The sequence below is a fragment of the Ochrobactrum quorumnocens genome (genome assembly GCF_002278035.1).
Taxonomy (GTDB): domain Bacteria; phylum Pseudomonadota; class Alphaproteobacteria; order Rhizobiales; family Rhizobiaceae; genus Brucella; species Brucella quorumnocens.
The window spans coordinates 2,048,163-2,067,462 of the sequence record NZ_CP022604.1; the positions used below are offsets into that span (position 1 = coordinate 2,048,163).

Consider the following 19,300-nt stretch of genomic DNA (forward strand, 5'->3'; position numbering starts at 1 on the left):
ATTACACCTTTTCGACTTCAGGACGGCCAAGAATGCCGGACGGCATGAAGATGAGAACGATTGCGAGGATCGAGAACGCAGCAACATCCTTGTAATCGATCGAGAAATAAGCCGACCACAATGCCTCAATGAGACCGATCAGCAGACCACCGACAACAGCACCCGGCAGTGAGCCAATCCCACCCAGAACAGCAGCAGTGAACGCCTTGACGCCGGGGATGAACCCGTCAGCAAACGAAATCACGCCGTAGAAGGAGAGATAAAGCGTACCGGCGACAGCAGCCAACATCGCACCCATAACGAAGGTCAGCGAAATCACGCGGTCGACATTGATGCCGAGAAGTGCCGCCATCTTACGATCTTGTTCACAGGCACGCTGCGCACGCCCAAGCGATGTACGGTTGACGATATACCAGAAGATCGTCAGCAGAACCGCCGTCACCACAATGACCACAATCTGCTTAAGCGAGATCGTCACATCGGTTCCAAAGATACTGTAGGAGCCGTTGAGCAACTGTGGCACCGGCTTGTTGCGCGGTCCCTGCGTCACTTGAACGAAGTTGGACAATGCAATGGACATACCGATTGCTGTAATCAACGGCGCCAAGCGAAACGACCCACGCAGAGGCCGGTAGGCCGCCCGTTCGATCGTCCAACTCCAGAGCCCCGTCAGCACCATTGCGACAACCATCATAAGAAGCAGCATGAGCGCGATCGGCAGCGCTCCTATGAATGTTGTGATGATTAGAAAAACAATCAGCGCCATAAAGGCGCCGAGCATAAAGACATCGCCATGCGCAAAGTTGATCATGCCGATAATGCCGTAGACCATCGTATAGCCGATGGCGATCAGGCCATAGATCGACCCGAGCGCGAGCCCGTTGATCACCTGCTGGAAGAAATATTCCATCTAGAAGCCACCCATTTTACTCTACCCGGTTTTATTGCCGCATCATTATTTCGTGCGACTTCATTTTTTCCCGGATAATTACACCTAACGGCTGTATAAAGGAATGCAAGCCCCTTTTGTCTCAGACAAAAGACTAATGACTTCCTTCCTCCACAAACTAGTTATGTCCCCTAAGAAGGGCCCTGTATATATTTTTTTCTCCTACCCAGAGCCGTTTATTCCATAGTTTCCCCACTGCGTCACAGACAAAAAATAGGGAGTTTCCCCCTATTTTTGCCTACCGTACCGGTTTTACGCAACAGTAAATCCGTGCGCAAACGGATCGCGGTCATCAATGAAGATGGTATTGTAGCCTGTCATGCGTGCCCAACCAGCAATGGACGGGATGATTCCGCTGCCTCCAGCCACTTCCACAGCACGCTCCACCCGACCGTGAAACAGCGATCCAATGATGGATTCATGCACGAAATCATCACCTGGTTTCAGCTTTCCTTTGGCCGCAAGCTGCGCCATTCGGGCCGAAGTGCCGGTGCCGCAAGGCGAACGATCAATCGCTTTGTCACCATAGAAAACTGCGTTGCGTGCGTGAGCTTCAGGGTGCGTCGGCTTTCCCGTCCAGAGAATATGTGTCAGACGATTGATGTCCAGCAGCTCAGGGTGCTGGAAATTATATTTCTCGTTCAAACGCTCGCGCAGCACCGGGCTCCAGGCAATGAACTGCAACGCGGAATAATCTTGCATGTCCGTGTAATTTTCTTGCGGCTCAACAATTGCGTAGAAGTTTCCGCCATATGCGACATCTACTTTGAGAGGCCCCAGATCGGGGCATTCCACTTCCAGCCCTTCCGCATAAAGGAAGGCCGGAACATTGGTGAGACGGACGCGGTCCACATATTGACCGTTCTGCTTATATTCAATGGACACAAGCCCCGCAGGCGTATCTAGATTGAGCTTTCCTGGCGTCTTGGGCGTCACAAGCCCCTGCTCGATCGCCATGGTCACGGTGCCGATGGTACCATGGCCACACATCGGCAAGCAGCCCGACGTTTCAATAAACAACACTGCCACATCGCAATCCGGACGTGTCGGTGGATAGAGGATGGAGCCAGACATCATGTCATGTCCGCGTGGCTCGAACATGAGACCAGTGCGGATCCAATCATACTCGCGCAAGAAATGTGCGCGCTTTTCCATCATGTTGGAACCTTCAAGGTTCGGGCCACCGCCAGCCACCAGACGTACTGGGTTACCGCATGTGTGTCCGTCGATGCAAAAGAAAGAATGTCTTGCCATGGTGGTCAGTTCCGAAAACGTTGTGGCTTGAATGGTTCAATATTGATGACAGGCGCAAAACCTGTGATGAGATCACAGATAATTCTCCCTGTCGCTGCCGATTGTGTGAGACCCAGATGACCATGGCCGAAACCATAGTAAATATTGCCACCTGAGGATGCGCGGCCGATAACTGGCATGGAATCGGGCAGCGAAGGACGATAGCCCATCCACTGCCGCCCGCCCTCTGTCTTCAGTCCCGGCAAAAACATCGAGGCTTTTTTCAGCATCGCAGCTGAGCGCGCAAAGTTTGGCGGCAATTGAAGGCCTCCAAATTCGACAGCACCACCCACGCGCAAACCCGTTGCCATTGGCGTGATGACGAAGCCATGACCGGGAAAAGTCAGCTGCCGCTTCACATCGAAACTGCCAACCGGCAGTGTCGTATTATAGCCGCGCTCCGTATCGAGAGGCACCGCATCGCCAAACCCTTGGGCGATATCCTTCGACCACGCACCCGCCATAAGCACAAGGTGCGATGCGTTGATTTCCGTACCATCATCAAGGCGAACAGCCGCACCATCATTGCGCTTTTGTGCATTTACCACCTTCGCCTGCAGGAAGCGCGCACCTTTACTCTCCGCATAGGCCCAGATGGCCTGACCGAACAGTTTTGGATCGCTGACATTCTTCCAGCCGGGAACAAAGGTGCCAGCCACAAATCGCGCATCAAGACCCGGCTGCAATTCCTTCAATCGGCTCGCGCGCACATGTTCATAAGCAATACCGGCCTTCTCACGCACATCCCATCCGGGTTGCGACGCAGCAAGCTCTGTTTCGCTTTCATAAAGTTCAAGATTTCCGTCTTCTCGCAGACAATCGCGCAGACCAGCACGATCAATCAGCCCGAGCATCTCGCTCTCGGCAAGGCGCATCATATTGCCCTGAGCGACTGTCGTCTTTTCAAGTGCTTCCACACTGCTCGCACGCCAGAAACGGTAAAGCCAAGGGATCATTTTCGGGAAGTAGGAAGGCCGGATCGAAAACGGCCCAAGAGGATCCATCAGCCAACCGGGAACCTTGCGCATGACGCCTTTGGATGCCATTGGTAGAATATCGGAAAATGCAAGGGCGGCGGCATTGCCGGAACTTGTTTCCTCGCAGATGCCGCTGCGGTCGATCACAAGAACATCGCGACCTTTTTCGGCCAGTAATGCAGCGGTGGCCACACCCACGATCCCACCTCCAACGATGACGATGTCGTGTTGCCCCTTTGGATCAGAATTCATAAATGCACGGCTCCCGACCGGTCTGCTAATATTCGCCTCAGCTTACAACTCTGATCTATTTTCGCGCATTTCGCACCGGTTCTGTCCATCCATTTTTTGGAATGACACCATGCCAAAAGCTCGCTATCGATGATAATCGCTCAGTATCGGTATTCTTGCTATTTTTGCGACGGCATAGCGCTCTTCATTGATATATCACAGATATATCTGTAAGGTTCAAACCTGTCAATTGCTATCATTATAAGGCTTAGATCTGCATGGAACATGCAAGCATCCACGACAAGACAGCGAAAAATACCGCGACTCTTATTGATAGCTGGGGCAGCGAGAGCCTCGCAGAACAGGCCTATCGCGTTCTGGAGCGCTCGATTGTGACGCTTGAGCTGGAACCTGGTGCTATCGTCAACGAACGATCCTTGATCGAGTTAACCGGAATGGGCCGAACCCCTATTCGCGAAGCGATCCAGCGTTTGGCTTGGGAAGGACTGGTTGAGGTGCGTCCGCGTTCTGGCATTGCTATCGCGCAAATTGATCCCACGGACTTCACCAAGGTTCTGGATGCGCGCGAAGGTGTCGAGCGGGTACTAGCGCGTGATGCTGCGCGTTTTGGCAGCGCGCGCGATTACGAGCGACTCAAGGCTGCCGCGGACGCCATGCGTCAGGCCATACCTTCCGAAGATGTTTCACTATTTCTGGATGCGGATAAAGCATTCGATATCGTGCTTGGCACAGCAGCCAGCAATCCCTACGCGGCACGTCTGGCAGCGCCTTTACAAACGCATAGCCGCAGATTCTGGTTTAGACTGCGCCCCTCGACCGGCATAACCGGTTCTGCCAATGCCCACGCCACCCTGATCGAAGCTATCGTATCTCGTGAGCCGGAGCGCGCCAGCGACACGGCCAGTGAATTGATGGCTTATCTGCGGACGCTTGCACCATAAGATCGAACCCGCATCCAGCAAAATTCAAAACGGCTTGGGACTTGAATTAACAGTACAATAAAGCGCCGATGGATCAGGCTGCGCTTAACGAATTACGCACTTGTGCTAGGGCATTAACGCCAACGGCCGTCGTTGATCTCGTATCGAAAATAAGGCCATCGTCAGTGCCTATGTCATTGACCGCATTAGCATACAAATGCCGTGTTCCATGCCCCATATCCATCGTCTGAACCGAAGCTATGGAAAGAATGGCCAGAAGACCAAATACAGTCTGCGACCAGTAACGCATCTCCAACGCTCCGCCATGAACTTTAATGAGATGAAATTAAGCGGTCGCTGATGTCAAAAAAATGGCAGATGTGGATCGAAGGCAGGGCGACGGTTCACGAAACCGCGATCCGATCTACAGTGGTTTGTTCATGGAGTCAGACATTTTACGCATCACATGAAGTGCTGTGCTCAGATCTTCGTCACTGATGCCTTCAAGCAAATCAGCACGAACATCACCAGCAAGTTTGACGACTTCCTCAGCGAGCTGTTTGCCTTGTTCGGTCATCATAATGCGCTTTGCGCGACGATCACCTTCCACTGCTTGCCGCTCGACAAAAGCCTGACGCTCCAAGCCGTCGATCAAACGAACCATGGTGGCGTTTTCGATCTCAAGCACCTCTGCCAGTTCCTTCTGGTAAAGGCCTTCTTGTTCGATCAGCGTCAGCAGAGTACGCGCACGCGCCAGCGTAAGGCCTCGCTCCTTGACGCGAGCATCAAACAATGTGCGAAGCCTGCGATTGACCTTCGCCATTGCGTCGATCATCTCCGCACTGAGATCTGCTCTGCTCATCGTGAAAGCCTTATATTAGGGACCTAACAATTAATTAATGAGATAAATGGCCAGCACACGGTTTTCAAGCGATCATACCAAACTCACGCAAGCGTGATGGTACAACCAACGCATAGTGCCGGTTCGGCCGAAAAATCCCCGGCAGTAAGAGCGTGAAAAAAACGAAAGCGGGCCAAGGCCCGCTTTTAAAGAATTGTTGGTATAGGAAGCCGAAGCCTAACCTTTTCAGGCCGGCAATACGGTTCCCTGCAGTGTCATCAGCTGATGCAGGAAAATCTCTGCCTTCGTGCGATGTTCGTTCGTCGAAGCATCTTCAAGATGCTTGCGAGCGATTTCGATACGCTTCTGAATGTCGGCAGGATCAACATCGTCAACATGTGTTGCCGATTCGGCCAGAACAGTGCAGCCCTGTGGGGTAATGTCGGCAAAGCCGCCAAAAACCACATAGGAATCGGACTTGCCGTCGCTCAGCTTAACCGAAACAACACCCGGCATGATCGTCGTCATCAACGGCGAATGTCCGGCAAGAGCCGTCAAATAGCCTTCACTGCCCGGAATGACGACTTCCGTCACCTGCGCGGATAGCAGAAGGCGTTCAGGCGACACGAGTTCGAATTGGAAAGCTTGAGCCATGGTTCTCACTTAAATTTCCAGAGCTTGATCCCGAAAGTGGAAACCGATTTTCGGAAAAGATCATGCTCAAACAAATGAACAGGCATTTGCGGCGGGCATGAAAGCCCGCCGAAAACTCAATTCATTACGCGGCTTCAGCAGCCAACTTCTTCGCCTTTTCGATCGCTTCTTCAATCGAGCCAACCATGTAGAAGGCTGGTTCTGGAAGATGATCGTATTCACCTGCGCAAAGGCCCTTGAAGCCCTTGATGGTGTCGGCGAGATCAACCAGCTTACCCGGCGAACCGGTGAACACTTCAGCAACAAAGAACGGCTGCGACAGGAAGCGTTCGATCTTACGAGCGCGCGCAACAGTCAGCTTATCTTCTTCCGACAGTTCGTCCATGCCGAGGATGGCGATGATGTCCTGAAGCGACTTGTAGCGCTGAAGGATCGACTGAACCTGACGTGCAACTGCGTAGTGTTCTTCACCAACAATCATCGGATCGAGCATACGCGACGTGGATTCAAGTGGATCCACAGCCGGGTAAATACCCTTTTCAGCGATCGAACGGTTAAGCGTCGTGGTCGCATCCAAGTGAGCGAACGACGTTGCCGGTGCAGGATCGGTCAAATCGTCGGCAGGAACGTAAATTGCCTGAACCGAGGTAATCGAACCCTTGGTCGTCGTGGTGATGCGTTCCTGCATCTGGCCCATGTCGGTTGCCAGCGTTGGCTGATAACCCACTGCGGAAGGAATACGGCCCAGAAGTGCCGAGAGTTCCGAACCAGCCTGGGTGAAGCGGAAGATGTTGTCCACGAAGAACAGAACGTCCTGGCCCTTGTCACGGAAGTTTTCAGCAACCGTCAGACCCGACAGGGCAACGCGAGCGCGCGCACCCGGAGGCTCGTTCATCTGACCGTAAACGAGTGCGGCCTTGGAGCCTTCACCGCCACCGAGCTTGTTAACGCCCGATTCGATCATTTCGTGGTAAAGGTCGTTACCTTCACGGGTACGTTCACCAACGCCTGCGAATACGGAGTAACCGCCGTGCGCTTTAGCAACGTTGTTGATCAGTTCCATGATCAGAACGGTCTTGCCAACGCCTGCGCCGCCGAACAGACCGATCTTACCACCCTTTGCGTAAGGAGCGAGAAGGTCAACAACCTTAATGCCCGTTACGAGGATTTCAGCTTCGGTCGACTGTTCGATATACTCAGGAGCTTCCTGGTGAATCGCGCGACGTGCAGTCGTTTTGATCGGACCAGCTTCGTCAACCGGCTCACCGATAACGTTCATGATACGGCCGAGCGTTTCTTCGCCAACCGGAACCATGATCGGGTTGCCCGTGTCGCGCACTTCGTGGCCGCGAACCAGACCTTCGGTCGAGTCCATAGCAATCGTGCGAACAGTGTTTTCGCCCAGATGCTGTGCAACTTCAAGAACCAGACGGCTGCCCAGGTTGTCGGTTTCCAGAGCGTTGAGGATCAGCGGGAGCTGACCTTCTTCGAACTGTACGTCGACAACAGCGCCGATGACCTGAGTGATCTTGCCCACTGCACCGGTCGTAGCTGCCTTAGGAGCGGCAGCTGCCTTAGCTGGAGCAGTCTTGGCTGGAGCCTTTTTGGCTGGAGCTTTGGCCGCTGCTGGCTTCGCTTCGGCCGCGGCGGTAGTTTTCGGGGTCGCTGCTTTTGCCATCGATCCTTTACCTTCCGTTAGCATGATCCCGAAAAGTTGCAGACTTTTCGGGGAAGATCATGCGATGAACCTTAACTCTAAAGCGCTTCCGCGCCCGAAATGATTTCGATCAGTTCCTTGGTGATCTGAGCCTGACGCTGACGGTTATATGTGATCGACAACTTGTTGATCATGTCACCGGCATTACGCGTCGCATTGTCCATTGCGCTCATCTTCGCGCCCATTTCGCCCGCCACATTTTCCAGCAGAGCGCGGAAAATCTGGACCGAAATATTGCGCGGGATCAGCGTGCTCAGGATCGCCGCAGGATCAGGTTCGTACTCATAAATCGCATCGCCTGCAGTATCCGCCTGCGCAACATCACCAGCCGAAGCTGGAATGAGCTGCTGCGCGGTCGGAATCTGTGCGATTACCGACTTGAACTCGGAATAGAACAGCGTGCAGACATCAAATGCGCCCTGTTCAAACAGCTCAATCACCTTGTGGCCGATCTGGTCGGCATGCACGAAAGCAAGCTGTTTGACTTCACGCAAATTGACATGGTCGATGATCAGCGAGGCAAATTCACGACGCAGAATGTCTGCGCCCTTTTTGCCAACGGTGAGAATCTTGACCGTCTTGCCTTCAGCGAGGAGCTTACGAGCATGATCACGCGCAAGACGCGCAATCTGGCTGTTGAAACCGCCGCAAAGGCCACGTTCTGCAGTCGCGACGACGAGCAAATGCACGTCGTCCTTGCCCGTACCAGCCATCAATGCCGGTGCGTCTTCGCCGCTCACGTTTTGCGCGATATTAGCGAGGACGGCACCCATGCGCTGCGAGTAAGGCCGTGCAGCCTCCGCAGCTTCCTGGGCACGGCGCAGCTTCGCTGCGGCGACCATCTGCATCGCCTTGGTGATTTTCTGCGTCGCCTTGACCGAGGCGATACGGTTTCTCAGATCCTTTAGTGAAGGCATCCGTTCATCCCGTCACAAAATTCAAGCAAAAGACTTGGCGAACGCGTCGACCGCTGCCTTGAGCTTTGCTTTGATGTTGTCGGTGAGTGCCTTTTCATCGCGGATCGCATCCAGCACATCCTTGTGCTCGGTGCGCAGCGAAGAAAGAAGACCTGCTTCGAACTTGCCAACCTGGTTGACGGCGATCTTATCAAGATAGCCATTCACGCCAGCGTAAATCACGGCAACCTGTTCTTCCGTCTTGAGCGGCGAGAACTGTGGCTGCTTGAGAAGTTCGGTCAGGCGAGCACCGCGGTTAAGCAGACGCTGCGTCGAAGCATCAAGATCCGAGCCGAACTGAGCAAATGCTGCCATTTCACGATACTGGGCGAGTTCACCCTTAATCGAGCCTGCAACCTGCTTCATGGCCTTGATCTGAGCCGACGAACCAACGCGGGAAACCGACAGACCGACGTTAACAGCCGGACGGATACCCTGATAGAACAGGTTGGTTTCGAGGAAGATCTGGCCGTCGGTGATCGAGATCACGTTGGTCGGAATGAACGCGGAAACGTCGTTGCCCTGCGTTTCGATGACCGGCAGAGCCGTCAGCGAGCCAGCACCGTTTTCGTCGTTGAGCTTTGCAGCGCGTTCAAGAAGACGCGAATGCAGATAGAAAACGTCGCCTGGGTAAGCTTCACGGCCCGGAGGACGACGAAGCAGAAGCGACATCTGACGGTAAGCAACAGCCTGCTTGGAAAGATCGTCATAGCCGATCAGAGCGTGCTGGCCATTGTCACGGAAATATTCACCGATCGCGCAGCCTGCAAATGGCGCAAGGTACTGCATCGGAGCCGGATCAGAAGCAGTAGCTGCGATCACGACGGAATATTCGAGAGCGCCGCGTTCTTCGAGGACCTTAACGAACTGAGCAACAGTCGAACGCTTCTGGCCGATAGCGACATAGACGCAATAAAGCTTTTCTTTGTCTGGGCCGTTGTCGTGGATTGGCTTCTGGTTAAGGAAGGTATCGAGAATGATCGCGGTCTTGCCGGTCTGACGGTCACCGATGACCAGCTCGCGCTGACCACGGCCAACCGGGATCAGAGCGTCAACAGCCTTGAGGCCGGTCGACATTGGCTCGTGAACCGACTTACGCGGAATGATGCCCGGTGCCTTGACGTCGACGCGGCGACGTTCAGTAGCAACGATAGGGCCTTTGCCGTCGATTGGGTTGCCGAGAGCATCGACAACACGGCCGAGCAGGCCTGGACCGACTGGAACGTCGACGATCGCGCCGGTACGCTTGACGACGTCGCCTTCCTTGATGTCACGGTCAGCACCAAAAATAACCACACCGACATTGTCGGTTTCAAGGTTAAGCGCCATGCCGCGAATACCACCAGGGAATTCGACCATTTCGCCAGCCTGAACATTGTCCAGACCGTAAACGCGGGCGATACCGTCGCCGACGGACAGAACCTGACCGACTTCGGAGACCTCAGCCTCCTTGCCGAAGTTCTTGATTTGCTCTTTCAGGATAGCGGAAATTTCCGCGGCGCGGATGTCCATCAGCCGACCTCTTTCAGTGCAAGCTTGAGAGAAGAAAGTTTAGTGCGAAGGGACGTGTCGATCTGACGCGAACCCATTTTGACGATAAGACCGCCGAGGATCGACGGATCGACGGTGACATTGATCGTCACGTCCTTGCCGGCGACGCCCTTCAGCGTTGCCTTCAATTCGTTCTGCTGCGCGGCAGTCAATGCGTGCGCAGAAATAACATCAGCGGAAATCTCACCACGATGTTCAGCTGCAATCTCACGGAAAGCGGCAATAATGCCCGGCAGCACAAAAAGGCGACGGTTTTGCGCGACGACGCGCAGAAAATTGCCGACCAGACCCTTGATGCCAGCCTTGTCAGCAATCGCGCTAATAGCGTGAAGCTGGTCTTCAGCAGAGAAGACCGGGCTGGAAATCAGGCGCTTCAGGTCTTCGCTTCCGCTCAGAAGCGCCTCGAAACGACCAAGATCTTTTTCCACAGCAGCAACGGATTTAGCGTCGAGCGCAAGCTCAAACAACGATCCGGCGTAGCGCTGTGCGACACCTGAAATGAGCGAAGACGTTTCTGCCACGAAAAACCTGCTCTCTACGTTGAAACCATCTTTTTGGGAATTCGGCAGGACCGAAAGGCCAAGCAGATGATTTTATTGAATGTTTCCGGGTAACCCCTGACGCGCGAGCGCGACAACACCGAAATGTGATTGCCGTCTAGCATAGACGAACCAGACTCGCAACACGCGAATCCCGCACTTTTGCGTAAGTTTTGCCGCAATTTTAGGTTAGAAAAGTACTAACCAAGCCCACTAATACAGCAAGGTGCTCTTTAGCGCATCAATCCGACTTCAGCGGATAAAGCCAAAAGCATAAAGCAAAGGTCCGGCAGCCAGCGCAAACTCGATAACGGCAGCGACAATATTATAGAAAGTTGCCCCCTTATCCGACATCATCGAAATGAAACGTCCGAACAGCGCAAATCCCCACGCAGCGCCAAGAACGACCCACAAAAATGGCTGTGCAAAAATGAGGCAGCCAAGCCCTATCCCCAGATAAGGACCAGCCAGCACGGCACGAATGGAGCTATAAGCTTCCGGGCGCGCATTGATCGGTTGAAGCCGCATCAGTTTCATGGTGATGCCCGGTGCGAAAAGCATAACGATGCCAGCAAAAGCGGTTACAACCGCCGCACTCCATGCGAGCCATTCGCCGGTTGTGGCGGGAAGATAAAATTCCATTGCGTTTCACCCTCAATCTGAACTGCTTGGCTATAACCCAGTTTTGCGCGACCGAAAACCGATCAGGTCGATCACTACGCAGTATATTAACCGGCAACGACACAGCAGTCAGACCGAACCGCAGACGTTCAGTGCTTATTGGAGCTGCGTAATTTGGCGATGCGCCCTGCAATTAACGGAATGAAGAGAATAATCGCCGCGCCAATCACCCATATGATCCAAAGCGCCGGTGCGAGCAAACCCCGCAGAATAGCGCCCCCAGAACCAGCCAGTTGATCAAGCTTGAAAATACCGATCAAGGCACTCGCCTCATTACCGACCACCGTTGTTCCAATGGAGGTCAGAGCTGGCCCATTGCTGTCAATCCAGGCGATTACAGCATCAGAAAAAGAATAGGAAAGCCAGATCGCAAGCGACCAGATCATTAATCCAATCAGTGAGATAATCCAAAAGCGACTCCCGTTTCTCACGCGTTGCTGTTGCGAAGTTCGGTCATATCTCATCATTTTTCAAAACCTTAAAAAGCGCGCAAGATAAAGGCTACATCCTCTAGTCACTAGAGATGCAAACCCTTTTTTCTGACCTCCGTTTTTGTAGGATACAGAACTAAAGGAAGCTCTGCGGATCGATATCCACCTGCACTCTGATAGAACCACGTTCCTTGGGAGCGGCGGCGAGCAATGCGCGTATAAACCCTTGAATATCTGCTCTTTTTGTTCCGTGCACGAGGATGCGGAACCGGTGCCGGCCACGCACAAGGGCGAGTGGTGCTTCCGCAGGTCCAAGCACTGAAATCTCAGTCGATGCTGGCGCTGCACGGCGCAGTGCACGTGCGTGATTCTCGGCATCGGGTCGATTATCGGCCGAAATGATAAGCGCGGCGAGACGACCGAAGGGCGGTAAAACACTGCGTTCCCGCTCTTCGATTTCGCGGGCGTAGAATGCTTCCGAATCGCCACTAACGATGGCGCGCATCACGGGATGATCCGGCTGATAGGTTTGAAGAAGACCCAAGCTCTTGCGACCTGTACGCCCAGCGCGGCCCGTGACCTGATTGAGCAACTGGAATGTGCGCTCAGCTGCACGCGGATCACCATTCGCAAGCCCGAGATCGGCATCCACCACGCCCACCAGTGTCATGTTGGGGAAGTTATGCCCCTTGGCCACGAGCTGCGTGCCAATCACGATATCGGCCTCGCCTTTAGCAATGGCATCAAGTTCAAGCCGCAAACGCTTTACACCACCAGCCATATCAGACGAAAGCACTATGATTCGCGCATCTGGAAAAGTCGCAGCAACTTCTTCTGCAATACGTTCGACGCCAGGGCCACAAGCAACCAGATGATCAAGCGTACCGCATTCAGGACACGCTTCCGGCACTGGCTCATGATAGCCGCACTGGTGACACATGAGCTGACCGCGAAAACGATGTTCGACCAGCCAGCTTGAGCATTGCGGACACTGGAAGCGATGTCCGCACACCCTGCAAAGCGTTAGCGGCGCATAGCCACGGCGGTTGAGGAACAGCAGCGCCTGCTCGCCACGCTCCACCGTCTTTCCCACAGCTTCTGTTAGTGCCGGTGAAAGAAATCGTCCTGGCGGCGGCGGAGAGCGGCGCATATCGATGGTCTTGAGCGTCGGCAATGCCGCTTCCGCATATCGCCCATAAAGCTTGATTCGCTTGTACCGGCCCTGATCGGCATTCACCTGGCTCTCGATCGAAGGCGTAGCCGATGCCAATATGACCGGAAAATTACCGATATGTCCGCGCACCACCGCCATATCGCGCGCATTATAGAAAACGCGATCTTCCTGCTTGTAAGCCGGATCGTGCTCTTCATCGACAACGATCAGCCCAAGCTCTTTGAACGGCAAAAACAGCGCAGAACGTGCGCCCGCCACAACACGCACCGTGCCTTCGGCCACTTGTCGCCAGACACGCTCGCGCGTGCGCGGTGCAAGATCGGAATGCCATTCAGCGGGCTTTGCACCAAATCGATCATGAAAACGGTCGAGAAACTGCTGTGTGAGTGCGATTTCAGGCAAGAGAATCATTACCTGTTTGCCCTGATCGAGCGCTTTGGCTACCGCCTCGAAGTAAACCTCCGTTTTGCCCGAGCCCGTCACGCCATCAAGAAGCGAAACCGAAAAGCACTTTGCCACAACCGATTCGGCCAGCATTTCAGCGGCAGCCTGCTGGTCTTCTGAAAGCGCTGCTCGCGCATAATCAGTGTCAGGTGTTGCCACAACCGCAGGCGGAGGCAACATCACTTCTTCAAACACGCCCTGCGTTTTCAGACCATCGACAACGGTCAGCGAGACACCTGCTGCATGGGCAAGGCCTGAGCGTGTCCAGGCGAGTCCATCGCGCGCCAATTCCATGACGCGGGCGCGAGCATCAGTCATACGCTCTGGCTCGCCGCCATTGTAGCGAAGACCCGGAACAGCGGGTTCTGGATCAAAGGCCGCAGGGGCCCGCAGCACCATGCGCGCCACCATTCCGGGTGGTGAAAGCGTGTAGTCAGCAGCCCAGCGCATAAAGCGAAGCATTTCGCTGTCCACGGGCGGACAATCAAAAACCTGTGAGATTGCGCGGAGCTTTTTGGCATCCACCGCATCGGTCACGCCATCGCAAACGATTCCTGCAACCTCACGCGGTCCCAACGGGACGCGCACGATCGAGCCGGGCTGGACACGCATTCCCTCCGGCACCATATAAGAATAAGGCCGCTCAGCGGGCATGGGTACAAGCACCGGCACCACACTCGGAGTGGGTTCCGCAAAGAGGCCCAAAATATCGTGCGAATCTTTCGACATGATTGCGTGACCTTGGCGTGGCTTTGCGCTAAAGAAAAGCCACCTTCCGGGAATTAAATGGATTTAGTTTCCCTCAACACCCGCGCTCACTATGGAGGAACGCTGTTATGAAGTTTTTCGTCGACACTGCGGACGTCAAGGAAATCCGCGAACTCAACGACCTGGGTCTGGTCGATGGCGTAACCACTAACCCATCCCTCATCCTGAAATCGGGCCGCGATATTCTTGAAGTAACCAAAGAAATCTGCTCCTTCGTCAAGGGCCCGGTTTCGGCTGAAGTTGCTGGAACAGAGTATGAGCAGATCATGAAGGAAGCGGCAGTCATTGCCAAGATCGCAGACAATATCTGCATTAAGCTTCCACTGACCCTTGATGGCCTCAAGGCATGTAAGGCTCTGACCTCGGACGGTCACAAGACCAACGTGACGCTCTGCTTCTCAGCCAATCAGGCTCTGCTCGCTGCCAAGGCTGGCGCGACCTTCGTTTCGCCATTCATCGGTCGTATCGATGACATGGGCGTCAACGGCATGGAACTGATTGCCGAAATCCGTACCATCTTCGACAATTACGATTTCCGCACCGAAATCCTTGCCGCTTCGGTTCGCACCGTAAACCACGTCAAGGAAGCTGCTCTCATCGGTGCCGATGTTGTTACTGCACCTCCGGCAACGCTCAAGGCACTCGTCAAGCATCCGCTGACCGACAAGGGCCTCGAAGCCTTCCTCGCCGACTGGGCGAAGACTGGCCAGAAGATCGCTTAAGGCAGATCACTTAATCAAGCAAAACGGCGGATCAATGATCCGCCGTTTTTGCTTATCCCAATATCGTCTCGCCATCGTTCTTGGCAACACGGATGGGCCTGCTGCCACAATGCTCCGTAATTGCATCCGCAAGCCGAGCCGAATGCGTCACCATCCATATCTGACTGCGCTCCGAGGCTCGCGCGATCATCTTCGCAAGCGAAGGAATCATATCCGGGTGCAGACTTGCTTCTGGTTCGTTCAATGCAATCAGCGGCGGCAAACGATAAGATAAAAGCGCACCTGCCAGGGCCAGTAATCTGATCTGCCCATCCGATAATTCACCGGGTCTGAACACACGTGGTGGGAAAGCTGGAAAATTCAGACCGAATGTTGCTGTTTCTTCCGGAAACGGAATGATAAGCTTTGCGCCTTCCAAGGCATCGGCAATCAGACGGTCCAGATCGACTGTATCCTGACGAATATGGGCGAGTGTCGCAAACACCGATGCGAGATTGCTACCGTCCTCGTCCAGCATCGCAGCAGTTGCAGCAATGGATGGCTGCCGCACCGGCGCATCACGATCACTTCTGAAACCATGATAAAAGCGCCAGCCCCGCAATTGAGCAGATAAATCGCCAATTTCGGGATAGTGACCCGACTGCCCGAGGACTGCGAGGCCACTTTCGGAAGTAAGGAGCCGTGCCGGATGTTCCATCCGCCGCCCTTCTCCATCTCGTGCAAAGACGGCAGGTCCTTTTCGATCCATCAGATCAATGGGGCGGCGTCCGGTGTCGAGATTGAGCTGCTCTTCCTTTATCTGCGGCTCAAACGGAAAAGCACCCGATACCGGCGGCGGCAATCCCGCCTCAACCCGATAAGACAGACGCGATGCAAGCCGCTCATCCTCAAACTCGGCTTCAAGAATGATTCGAGCCAGCTCATGCTTGCGTCGAATTCCTCCCCACATGGCCGATTGCATGCCGCCTTCACGAACAATCTCATTCGAGAATGTACCTTCAGCCGCGGCCTTCACCAATTGAAGCGCGCGATAAAGATTGGACTTTCCCGCACCATTTTCACCGACAAAGACCGTAACCTGTCCAAGCTCAAACCGGACGGATCTAAGCGACCGATAGCCTTTTGCCGAGAACGAAACGAGACGCATGTTTTCTCTGCTCCATAAACAAAAGGCGGCACAAATTGCGCCGCCTTTTAAAATTCACAAAATCTAACCCGCTCAGAGCTTCGACATCTGCATCGCAAGTGAGAGGAATATCTGCTCTGCCAGTTCTTCTGCCGCGCGCTTGGTGGCATCGCGTTGAGCACGCAGGTTAGCAAATTCCTGACGTGGACGATCGAATGACGATCCCGCTGTACGTGTGCCCGAGACAAGAGGCTTGCCGTCCTTGTCACGCAACACATAGTTGGATGTCGCTTTGACGATACCAGCCGATGGACGACCGGTACGGTCAGTCTGATCGCCAATATCCACACTCACCGCGTTCAGCGTGTTGCTGCTTAAGCCCAGGCTGAGGCGATAGTTCGGAGCGGCAGGCTCACCTGCCCCACCGCTGAGCAAAAAGATCAAGCGGTTACGAACCTGCTGCTGAAACACATTGCCTGCCGGGTCGATTGAAATCGACGCAAGCTTGCTGCGCATATCCGGCGTGACGCTGCCACCGATTGTGCCGCCGGCACCACCCGACGAATAAAGCGGTTGCACGGTGCAGCCTGCGATCAGAACCGCTGCCCCTAGAGCAGCGATTGCGACGCGGAAAGCCTTGAATGTGGAAATGAGGCGATCAGGCAACGACATTGACGATCCTTTGCGGCACCACGATGATCTTCTTCGGCGAGCCCCCATCGAGCGCAGCCTTGACAAAGTCAAGTTCGAGCACCGCCTGCTGGATTGTAGCTTGATCAGCGTCGCGGGCGATTGTCAAATCCCCACGCTTCTTGCCGTTGATCTGTACCGGCAAAACGATCTCGTTTTCCACGATCATCGCGGCATCGAACGATGGCCATGCTGCTGTTGCAGCGAGCGTGTCCTTGCCGGTGATCTTGCCGCCGAGTTCAGTCAGGCACTGTTCAGCCAGATGCGGCATCATCGGTGCAACCATCAGAACCAGCATTTCGGTGGCCTCACGCAGAGCTCCCTTCAACTGATCATCAGCCTTGCCCGAGGCAGCCAGTTGCAACGATGCTGCAAGCGCATTCACCAATTCATAAAGACGCGCAACCGCACGATTGAAAGCGAGCTTTTCAATATCGTCGCCGACAGCCTGAACTGCTTTGTGCGCAGCTTTGGAAATAGCGAGAGCATCACCGTCAATGCCCGACTTGGGCGCAACATCTTTCAGAACAGGTGCCGCTTCCGATACCAGACGCCAGACGCGCTGCACGAAACGATGCGCGCCTTCTGCGCCCGCTTCTGTCCAGATAACGTCGCGCTCTGGCGGGCTGTCAGACAGCATGAACCAGCGCGCAGTGTCAGCACCGTAAGAAGAAATAATGTCATCGGGATCGACCACATTCTTCTTCGACTTCGACATCTTCTCAATTGAGCCAATGTCAACCGGAGCACCGCTATCAAGCATGGTAGCGGTGCGCTTGCCATCAATGTCTTCAATGCGAATATCGGCAGGTGCCACCCACTGGCCATCAGACTTATAGGTCTCGTGCACCACCATGCCTTGCGTGAACAGGCCCTTGAACGGCTCATCAATGCCGACATGACCAGCCACTTTCATGGCACGGGTGAAGAAGCGCGAGTAAAGCAGATGCAGGATCGCGTGTTCTACGCCGCCAATATACTGATCAACCGGCAACCAGTGATCGGCAATCGCGCGGTTTGTAGGCTCGTTTTCCCACGGGGCGGTAAAGCGTGCATAGTACCAGGACGAATCGACAAATGTATCCATCGTGTCGGTTTCGCGACGCGCTTCGCCACCGCATTTCGGGCAGTTCACATGACGCCATGTTGCATGACGATCAAGCGGATTTCCCGGACGGTCAAACTCGACATCATCCGGCAACTTGACCGGCAAATCAGCACGCGGCACCGGATTGACGCCACAGCTTTCGCAATGGATCATCGGGATTGGGCAACCCCAATAGCGCTGACGCGAAATACCCCAGTCGCGCAGACGGAACTGCACTTTGCGTTGGGCCTGCGCACGACCGTCAAGATCGGTCTTTTCAAGACGATTCGCGACATCGTTGAAAGCTGCTTCCGGCGTCATGCCATCGAGGAAGCGTGAGTTTACCATCACGCCATCATCGGTATAGGCTGTCTCGCCGATCACAAAATTCGCCGCATCCTCGTCCTTTGGCAGAACGACCGGCGTTACCTTCAAACCATATTTGTTGGCGAAATCCAGATCGCGCTGATCATGAGCAGGGCAACCGAAAATCGCGCCAGTGCCATATTCCATCAACACGAAGTTTGCGACATAAACCGGCAGTTCCCAGTTCTCATCGAACGGATGCTTAACCTTGACGCCTGTGTCGAAACCTTTTTTCTCAGCCGTTTCAAGCGCTGCAACGGAGGTTCCGGTGCGGCGGCATTCATCTGCAAACTCAGACAGATCGGCATTGGTTTCGGCAAGCTTCTTAGCCAGCGGATGATCAGCGGCGATCGCCACGAAAGATGCGCCAAACAGCGTATCTGGACGAGTCGTGTAGACTTCCACTTCCGAAAAATCTTGTGGCGCGGTCTTGCCGTCGAGCGCGAAGCGAACCTGCAAGCCTTCCGACTTGCCGATCCAGTTCTTCTGCATGACGCGAACTTTTTCCGGCCATTGGTCAAGCGTGTCGAGACCGGCCAGCAATTCCTCGCTGAAATCGGTGATCTTGAAGAACCATTGCGTCAGTTCGCGCTGTTCGACCAGCGCACCCGAACGCCAGCCGCGACCATCCACAACCTGCTCATTGGCAAGCACGGTGTTGTCGACCGGGTCCCAGTTAACCTTGGAGGTCTTGCGCGTCACCAGACCTTTTTCAAACAGATCGATGAACAGCATCTGCTGGCGCTGATAATATTCAACATCGCAGGTCGCAAACTCGCGCGACCAGTCGAGCGACAGACCCATCGATTTCAGCTGACGCTTCATCGTGGCGATGTTCTGATAGGTCCATTCTTTAGGATGCACGTTGTTTTGCATCGCCGCGTTTTCCGCAGGCATACCAAAGGCGTCCCATCCCATTGGATGAAGCACGTTGAAGCCCTTGGCGCGCTTGTAGCGAGCGACCACGTCACCCATCGCATAGTTGCGCACATGGCCCATGTGAATGCGCCCCGATGGATAGGGGAACATCTCGAGCACGTAATATTTTTCGCGGCTGTCGCTGTTGTCTGTCTCGAAAGTCTGGTTTTCTTCCCAGATTTTCTGCCAATGTGCTTCCGCCACGCGCGGATTATAACGTTCGGCTGCCATGAGCGTATTTACT

18 protein-coding genes are annotated in these 19,300 nt (G+C 54.4%); 2 read left to right on the top strand and 16 right to left on the bottom strand.

All coding sequences use genetic code 11. The annotated features are described in order from the left end of the window. Position 1: 1 nt before the first annotated feature. The 3 genes from CES85_RS19450 to CES85_RS19460 form a co-directional block, all read right to left on the bottom strand. Positions 2-910, bottom strand: a complete 909-nt coding sequence (locus tag CES85_RS19450) for a branched-chain amino acid ABC transporter permease (protein WP_094505617.1) — start codon at positions 908-910, stop codon at positions 2-4. Between the two features lie 291 nt (positions 911-1,201). After that, entirely contained in the window at positions 1,202-2,203 is a 1,002-nt protein-coding gene (locus CES85_RS19455) for a 4-hydroxyproline epimerase (protein ID WP_095447388.1), read from the bottom strand. 5 nt (positions 2,204-2,208) lie between these two features. Next, complete coding sequence (locus tag CES85_RS19460; protein ID WP_095447389.1) at positions 2,209-3,471, bottom strand: NAD(P)/FAD-dependent oxidoreductase; 1,263 nt, start codon at positions 3,469-3,471, stop codon at positions 2,209-2,211. 257 nt (positions 3,472-3,728) lie between these two features. Between CES85_RS19460 and CES85_RS19465 the strand changes: the two genes are divergently transcribed. After that, on the top strand, positions 3,729-4,412 hold the full coding sequence (locus CES85_RS19465) for a GntR family transcriptional regulator (protein ID WP_095447390.1): 684 nt from the start codon (positions 3,729-3,731) through the stop codon (positions 4,410-4,412). A gap of 73 nt (positions 4,413-4,485) precedes the next feature. On the opposite strand, the gene CES85_RS19470 is transcribed toward CES85_RS19465, so the two are convergent. The 10 genes from CES85_RS19470 to CES85_RS19515 form a co-directional block, all read right to left on the bottom strand. After that, entirely contained in the window at positions 4,486-4,701 is a 216-nt protein-coding gene (locus CES85_RS19470) for a hypothetical protein (RefSeq protein ID WP_095447391.1), read from the bottom strand. 114 nt (positions 4,702-4,815) lie between these two features. Continuing rightward, a complete protein-coding gene (locus CES85_RS19475) occupies positions 4,816-5,253 on the bottom strand; it encodes a MarR family winged helix-turn-helix transcriptional regulator (RefSeq protein ID WP_095447392.1) in 438 nt (145 codons plus the stop codon). 225 nt (positions 5,254-5,478) lie between these two features. Continuing rightward, positions 5,479-5,886: a F0F1 ATP synthase subunit epsilon gene (locus tag CES85_RS19480; RefSeq protein ID WP_095447393.1), complete on the bottom strand. Its 408-nt coding sequence runs from the start codon at positions 5,884-5,886 to the stop codon at positions 5,479-5,481. A 124-nt stretch (positions 5,887-6,010) separates the two neighbouring features. Continuing rightward, entirely contained in the window at positions 6,011-7,564 is a 1,554-nt protein-coding gene (gene atpD / locus CES85_RS19485; RefSeq protein WP_095447394.1) for a F0F1 ATP synthase subunit beta, read from the bottom strand. A 77-nt stretch (positions 7,565-7,641) separates the two neighbouring features. Then, positions 7,642-8,520: a F0F1 ATP synthase subunit gamma gene (locus tag CES85_RS19490; protein ID WP_095447395.1), complete on the bottom strand. Its 879-nt coding sequence runs from the start codon at positions 8,518-8,520 to the stop codon at positions 7,642-7,644. A 21-nt stretch (positions 8,521-8,541) separates the two neighbouring features. Beyond that, positions 8,542-10,071, bottom strand: coding sequence for a F0F1 ATP synthase subunit alpha (gene atpA / locus CES85_RS19495; protein ID WP_024895799.1), 1,530 nt, complete (start codon positions 10,069-10,071; stop codon positions 8,542-8,544). Then, positions 10,071-10,631, bottom strand: a complete 561-nt coding sequence (locus CES85_RS19500; RefSeq protein WP_095447396.1) for a F0F1 ATP synthase subunit delta — start codon at positions 10,629-10,631, stop codon at positions 10,071-10,073. The genes atpA and CES85_RS19500 overlap by 1 nt, the downstream gene beginning before the upstream one ends. Before the next feature lie 270 nt (positions 10,632-10,901). Then, entirely contained in the window at positions 10,902-11,291 is a 390-nt protein-coding gene (locus tag CES85_RS19505; protein WP_095447397.1) for an AGROH133_08824 family phage infection protein, read from the bottom strand. Between the two features lie 128 nt (positions 11,292-11,419). Then, the gene (locus CES85_RS19510; protein ID WP_095447398.1) at positions 11,420-11,716 is read right to left on the bottom strand and encodes a hypothetical protein; all 297 of its coding nucleotides are present in this window, start codon (positions 11,714-11,716) and stop codon (positions 11,420-11,422) included. Positions 11,717-11,897: 181 nt separating this feature from the next. Beyond that, positions 11,898-14,108: a primosomal protein N' gene (locus CES85_RS19515; RefSeq protein WP_095447399.1), complete on the bottom strand. Its 2,211-nt coding sequence runs from the start codon at positions 14,106-14,108 to the stop codon at positions 11,898-11,900. A 107-nt stretch (positions 14,109-14,215) separates the two neighbouring features. Between CES85_RS19515 and fsa the strand changes: the two genes are divergently transcribed. Further along, positions 14,216-14,869, top strand: coding sequence for a fructose-6-phosphate aldolase (fsa, locus tag CES85_RS19520; RefSeq protein WP_095447400.1), 654 nt, complete (start codon positions 14,216-14,218; stop codon positions 14,867-14,869). Positions 14,870-14,921: 52 nt separating this feature from the next. Here the strand turns inward: fsa and CES85_RS19525 are convergent, their stop codons facing one another. From CES85_RS19525 to leuS, 3 genes are all read right to left on the bottom strand, one after another. Then, positions 14,922-16,016, bottom strand: coding sequence for an AAA family ATPase (locus CES85_RS19525; RefSeq protein WP_095447401.1), 1,095 nt, complete (start codon positions 16,014-16,016; stop codon positions 14,922-14,924). Between the two features lie 72 nt (positions 16,017-16,088). Beyond that, a complete protein-coding gene (gene lptE, locus CES85_RS19530) occupies positions 16,089-16,667 on the bottom strand; it encodes an LPS assembly lipoprotein LptE (protein WP_095447402.1) in 579 nt (192 codons plus the stop codon). Beyond that, positions 16,654-19,287: a leucine--tRNA ligase gene (gene leuS, locus CES85_RS19535; protein WP_095447403.1), complete on the bottom strand. Its 2,634-nt coding sequence runs from the start codon at positions 19,285-19,287 to the stop codon at positions 16,654-16,656. The genes lptE and leuS overlap by 14 nt, the downstream gene beginning before the upstream one ends. Positions 19,288-19,300 lie beyond the last annotated feature (13 nt).

Bases quoted from the DNA above. Each gene is read 5' to 3' on its own strand.
- CES85_RS19480 (WP_095447393.1), bottom strand. From the start codon at position 5,886: ATGGCTCAAGCTTTCCAATTCGAACTCGTGTCGCCTGAACGCCTTCTG.
- CES85_RS19505 (WP_095447397.1), bottom strand. From the start codon at position 11,291: ATGGAATTTTATCTTCCCGCCACAACCGGCGAATGGCTCGCATGGAGT.
- fsa (WP_095447400.1), top strand. From the start codon at position 14,216: ATGAAGTTTTTCGTCGACACTGCGGACGTCAAGGAAATCCGCGAACTC.
- CES85_RS19525 (WP_095447401.1), bottom strand. From the start codon at position 16,016: ATGCGTCTCGTTTCGTTCTCGGCAAAAGGCTATCGGTCGCTTAGATCC.
- CES85_RS19450 (WP_094505617.1), bottom strand. From the start codon at position 910: ATGGAATATTTCTTCCAGCAGGTGATCAACGGGCTCGCGCTCGGGTCG.
- CES85_RS19515 (WP_095447399.1), bottom strand. From the start codon at position 14,108: ATGTCGAAAGATTCGCACGATATTTTGGGCCTCTTTGCGGAACCCACT.
- CES85_RS19455 (WP_095447388.1), bottom strand. From the start codon at position 2,203: ATGGCAAGACATTCTTTCTTTTGCATCGACGGACACACATGCGGTAAC.
- atpD (WP_095447394.1), bottom strand. From the start codon at position 7,564: ATGGCAAAAGCAGCGACCCCGAAAACTACCGCCGCGGCCGAAGCGAAG.
- CES85_RS19460 (WP_095447389.1), bottom strand. From the start codon at position 3,471: ATGAATTCTGATCCAAAGGGGCAACACGACATCGTCATCGTTGGAGGT.
- CES85_RS19490 (WP_095447395.1), bottom strand. From the start codon at position 8,520: ATGCCTTCACTAAAGGATCTGAGAAACCGTATCGCCTCGGTCAAGGCG.
- atpA (WP_024895799.1), bottom strand. From the start codon at position 10,071: ATGGACATCCGCGCCGCGGAAATTTCCGCTATCCTGAAAGAGCAAATC.
- CES85_RS19475 (WP_095447392.1), bottom strand. From the start codon at position 5,253: ATGAGCAGAGCAGATCTCAGTGCGGAGATGATCGACGCAATGGCGAAG.
- CES85_RS19510 (WP_095447398.1), bottom strand. From the start codon at position 11,716: ATGATCTGGTCGCTTGCGATCTGGCTTTCCTATTCTTTTTCTGATGCT.
- CES85_RS19470 (WP_095447391.1), bottom strand. From the start codon at position 4,701: ATGCGTTACTGGTCGCAGACTGTATTTGGTCTTCTGGCCATTCTTTCC.
- leuS (WP_095447403.1), bottom strand. From the start codon at position 19,287: ATGGCAGCCGAACGTTATAATCCGCGCGTGGCGGAAGCACATTGGCAG.
- CES85_RS19465 (WP_095447390.1), top strand. From the start codon at position 3,729: ATGGAACATGCAAGCATCCACGACAAGACAGCGAAAAATACCGCGACT.
- lptE (WP_095447402.1), bottom strand. From the start codon at position 16,667: ATGTCGTTGCCTGATCGCCTCATTTCCACATTCAAGGCTTTCCGCGTC.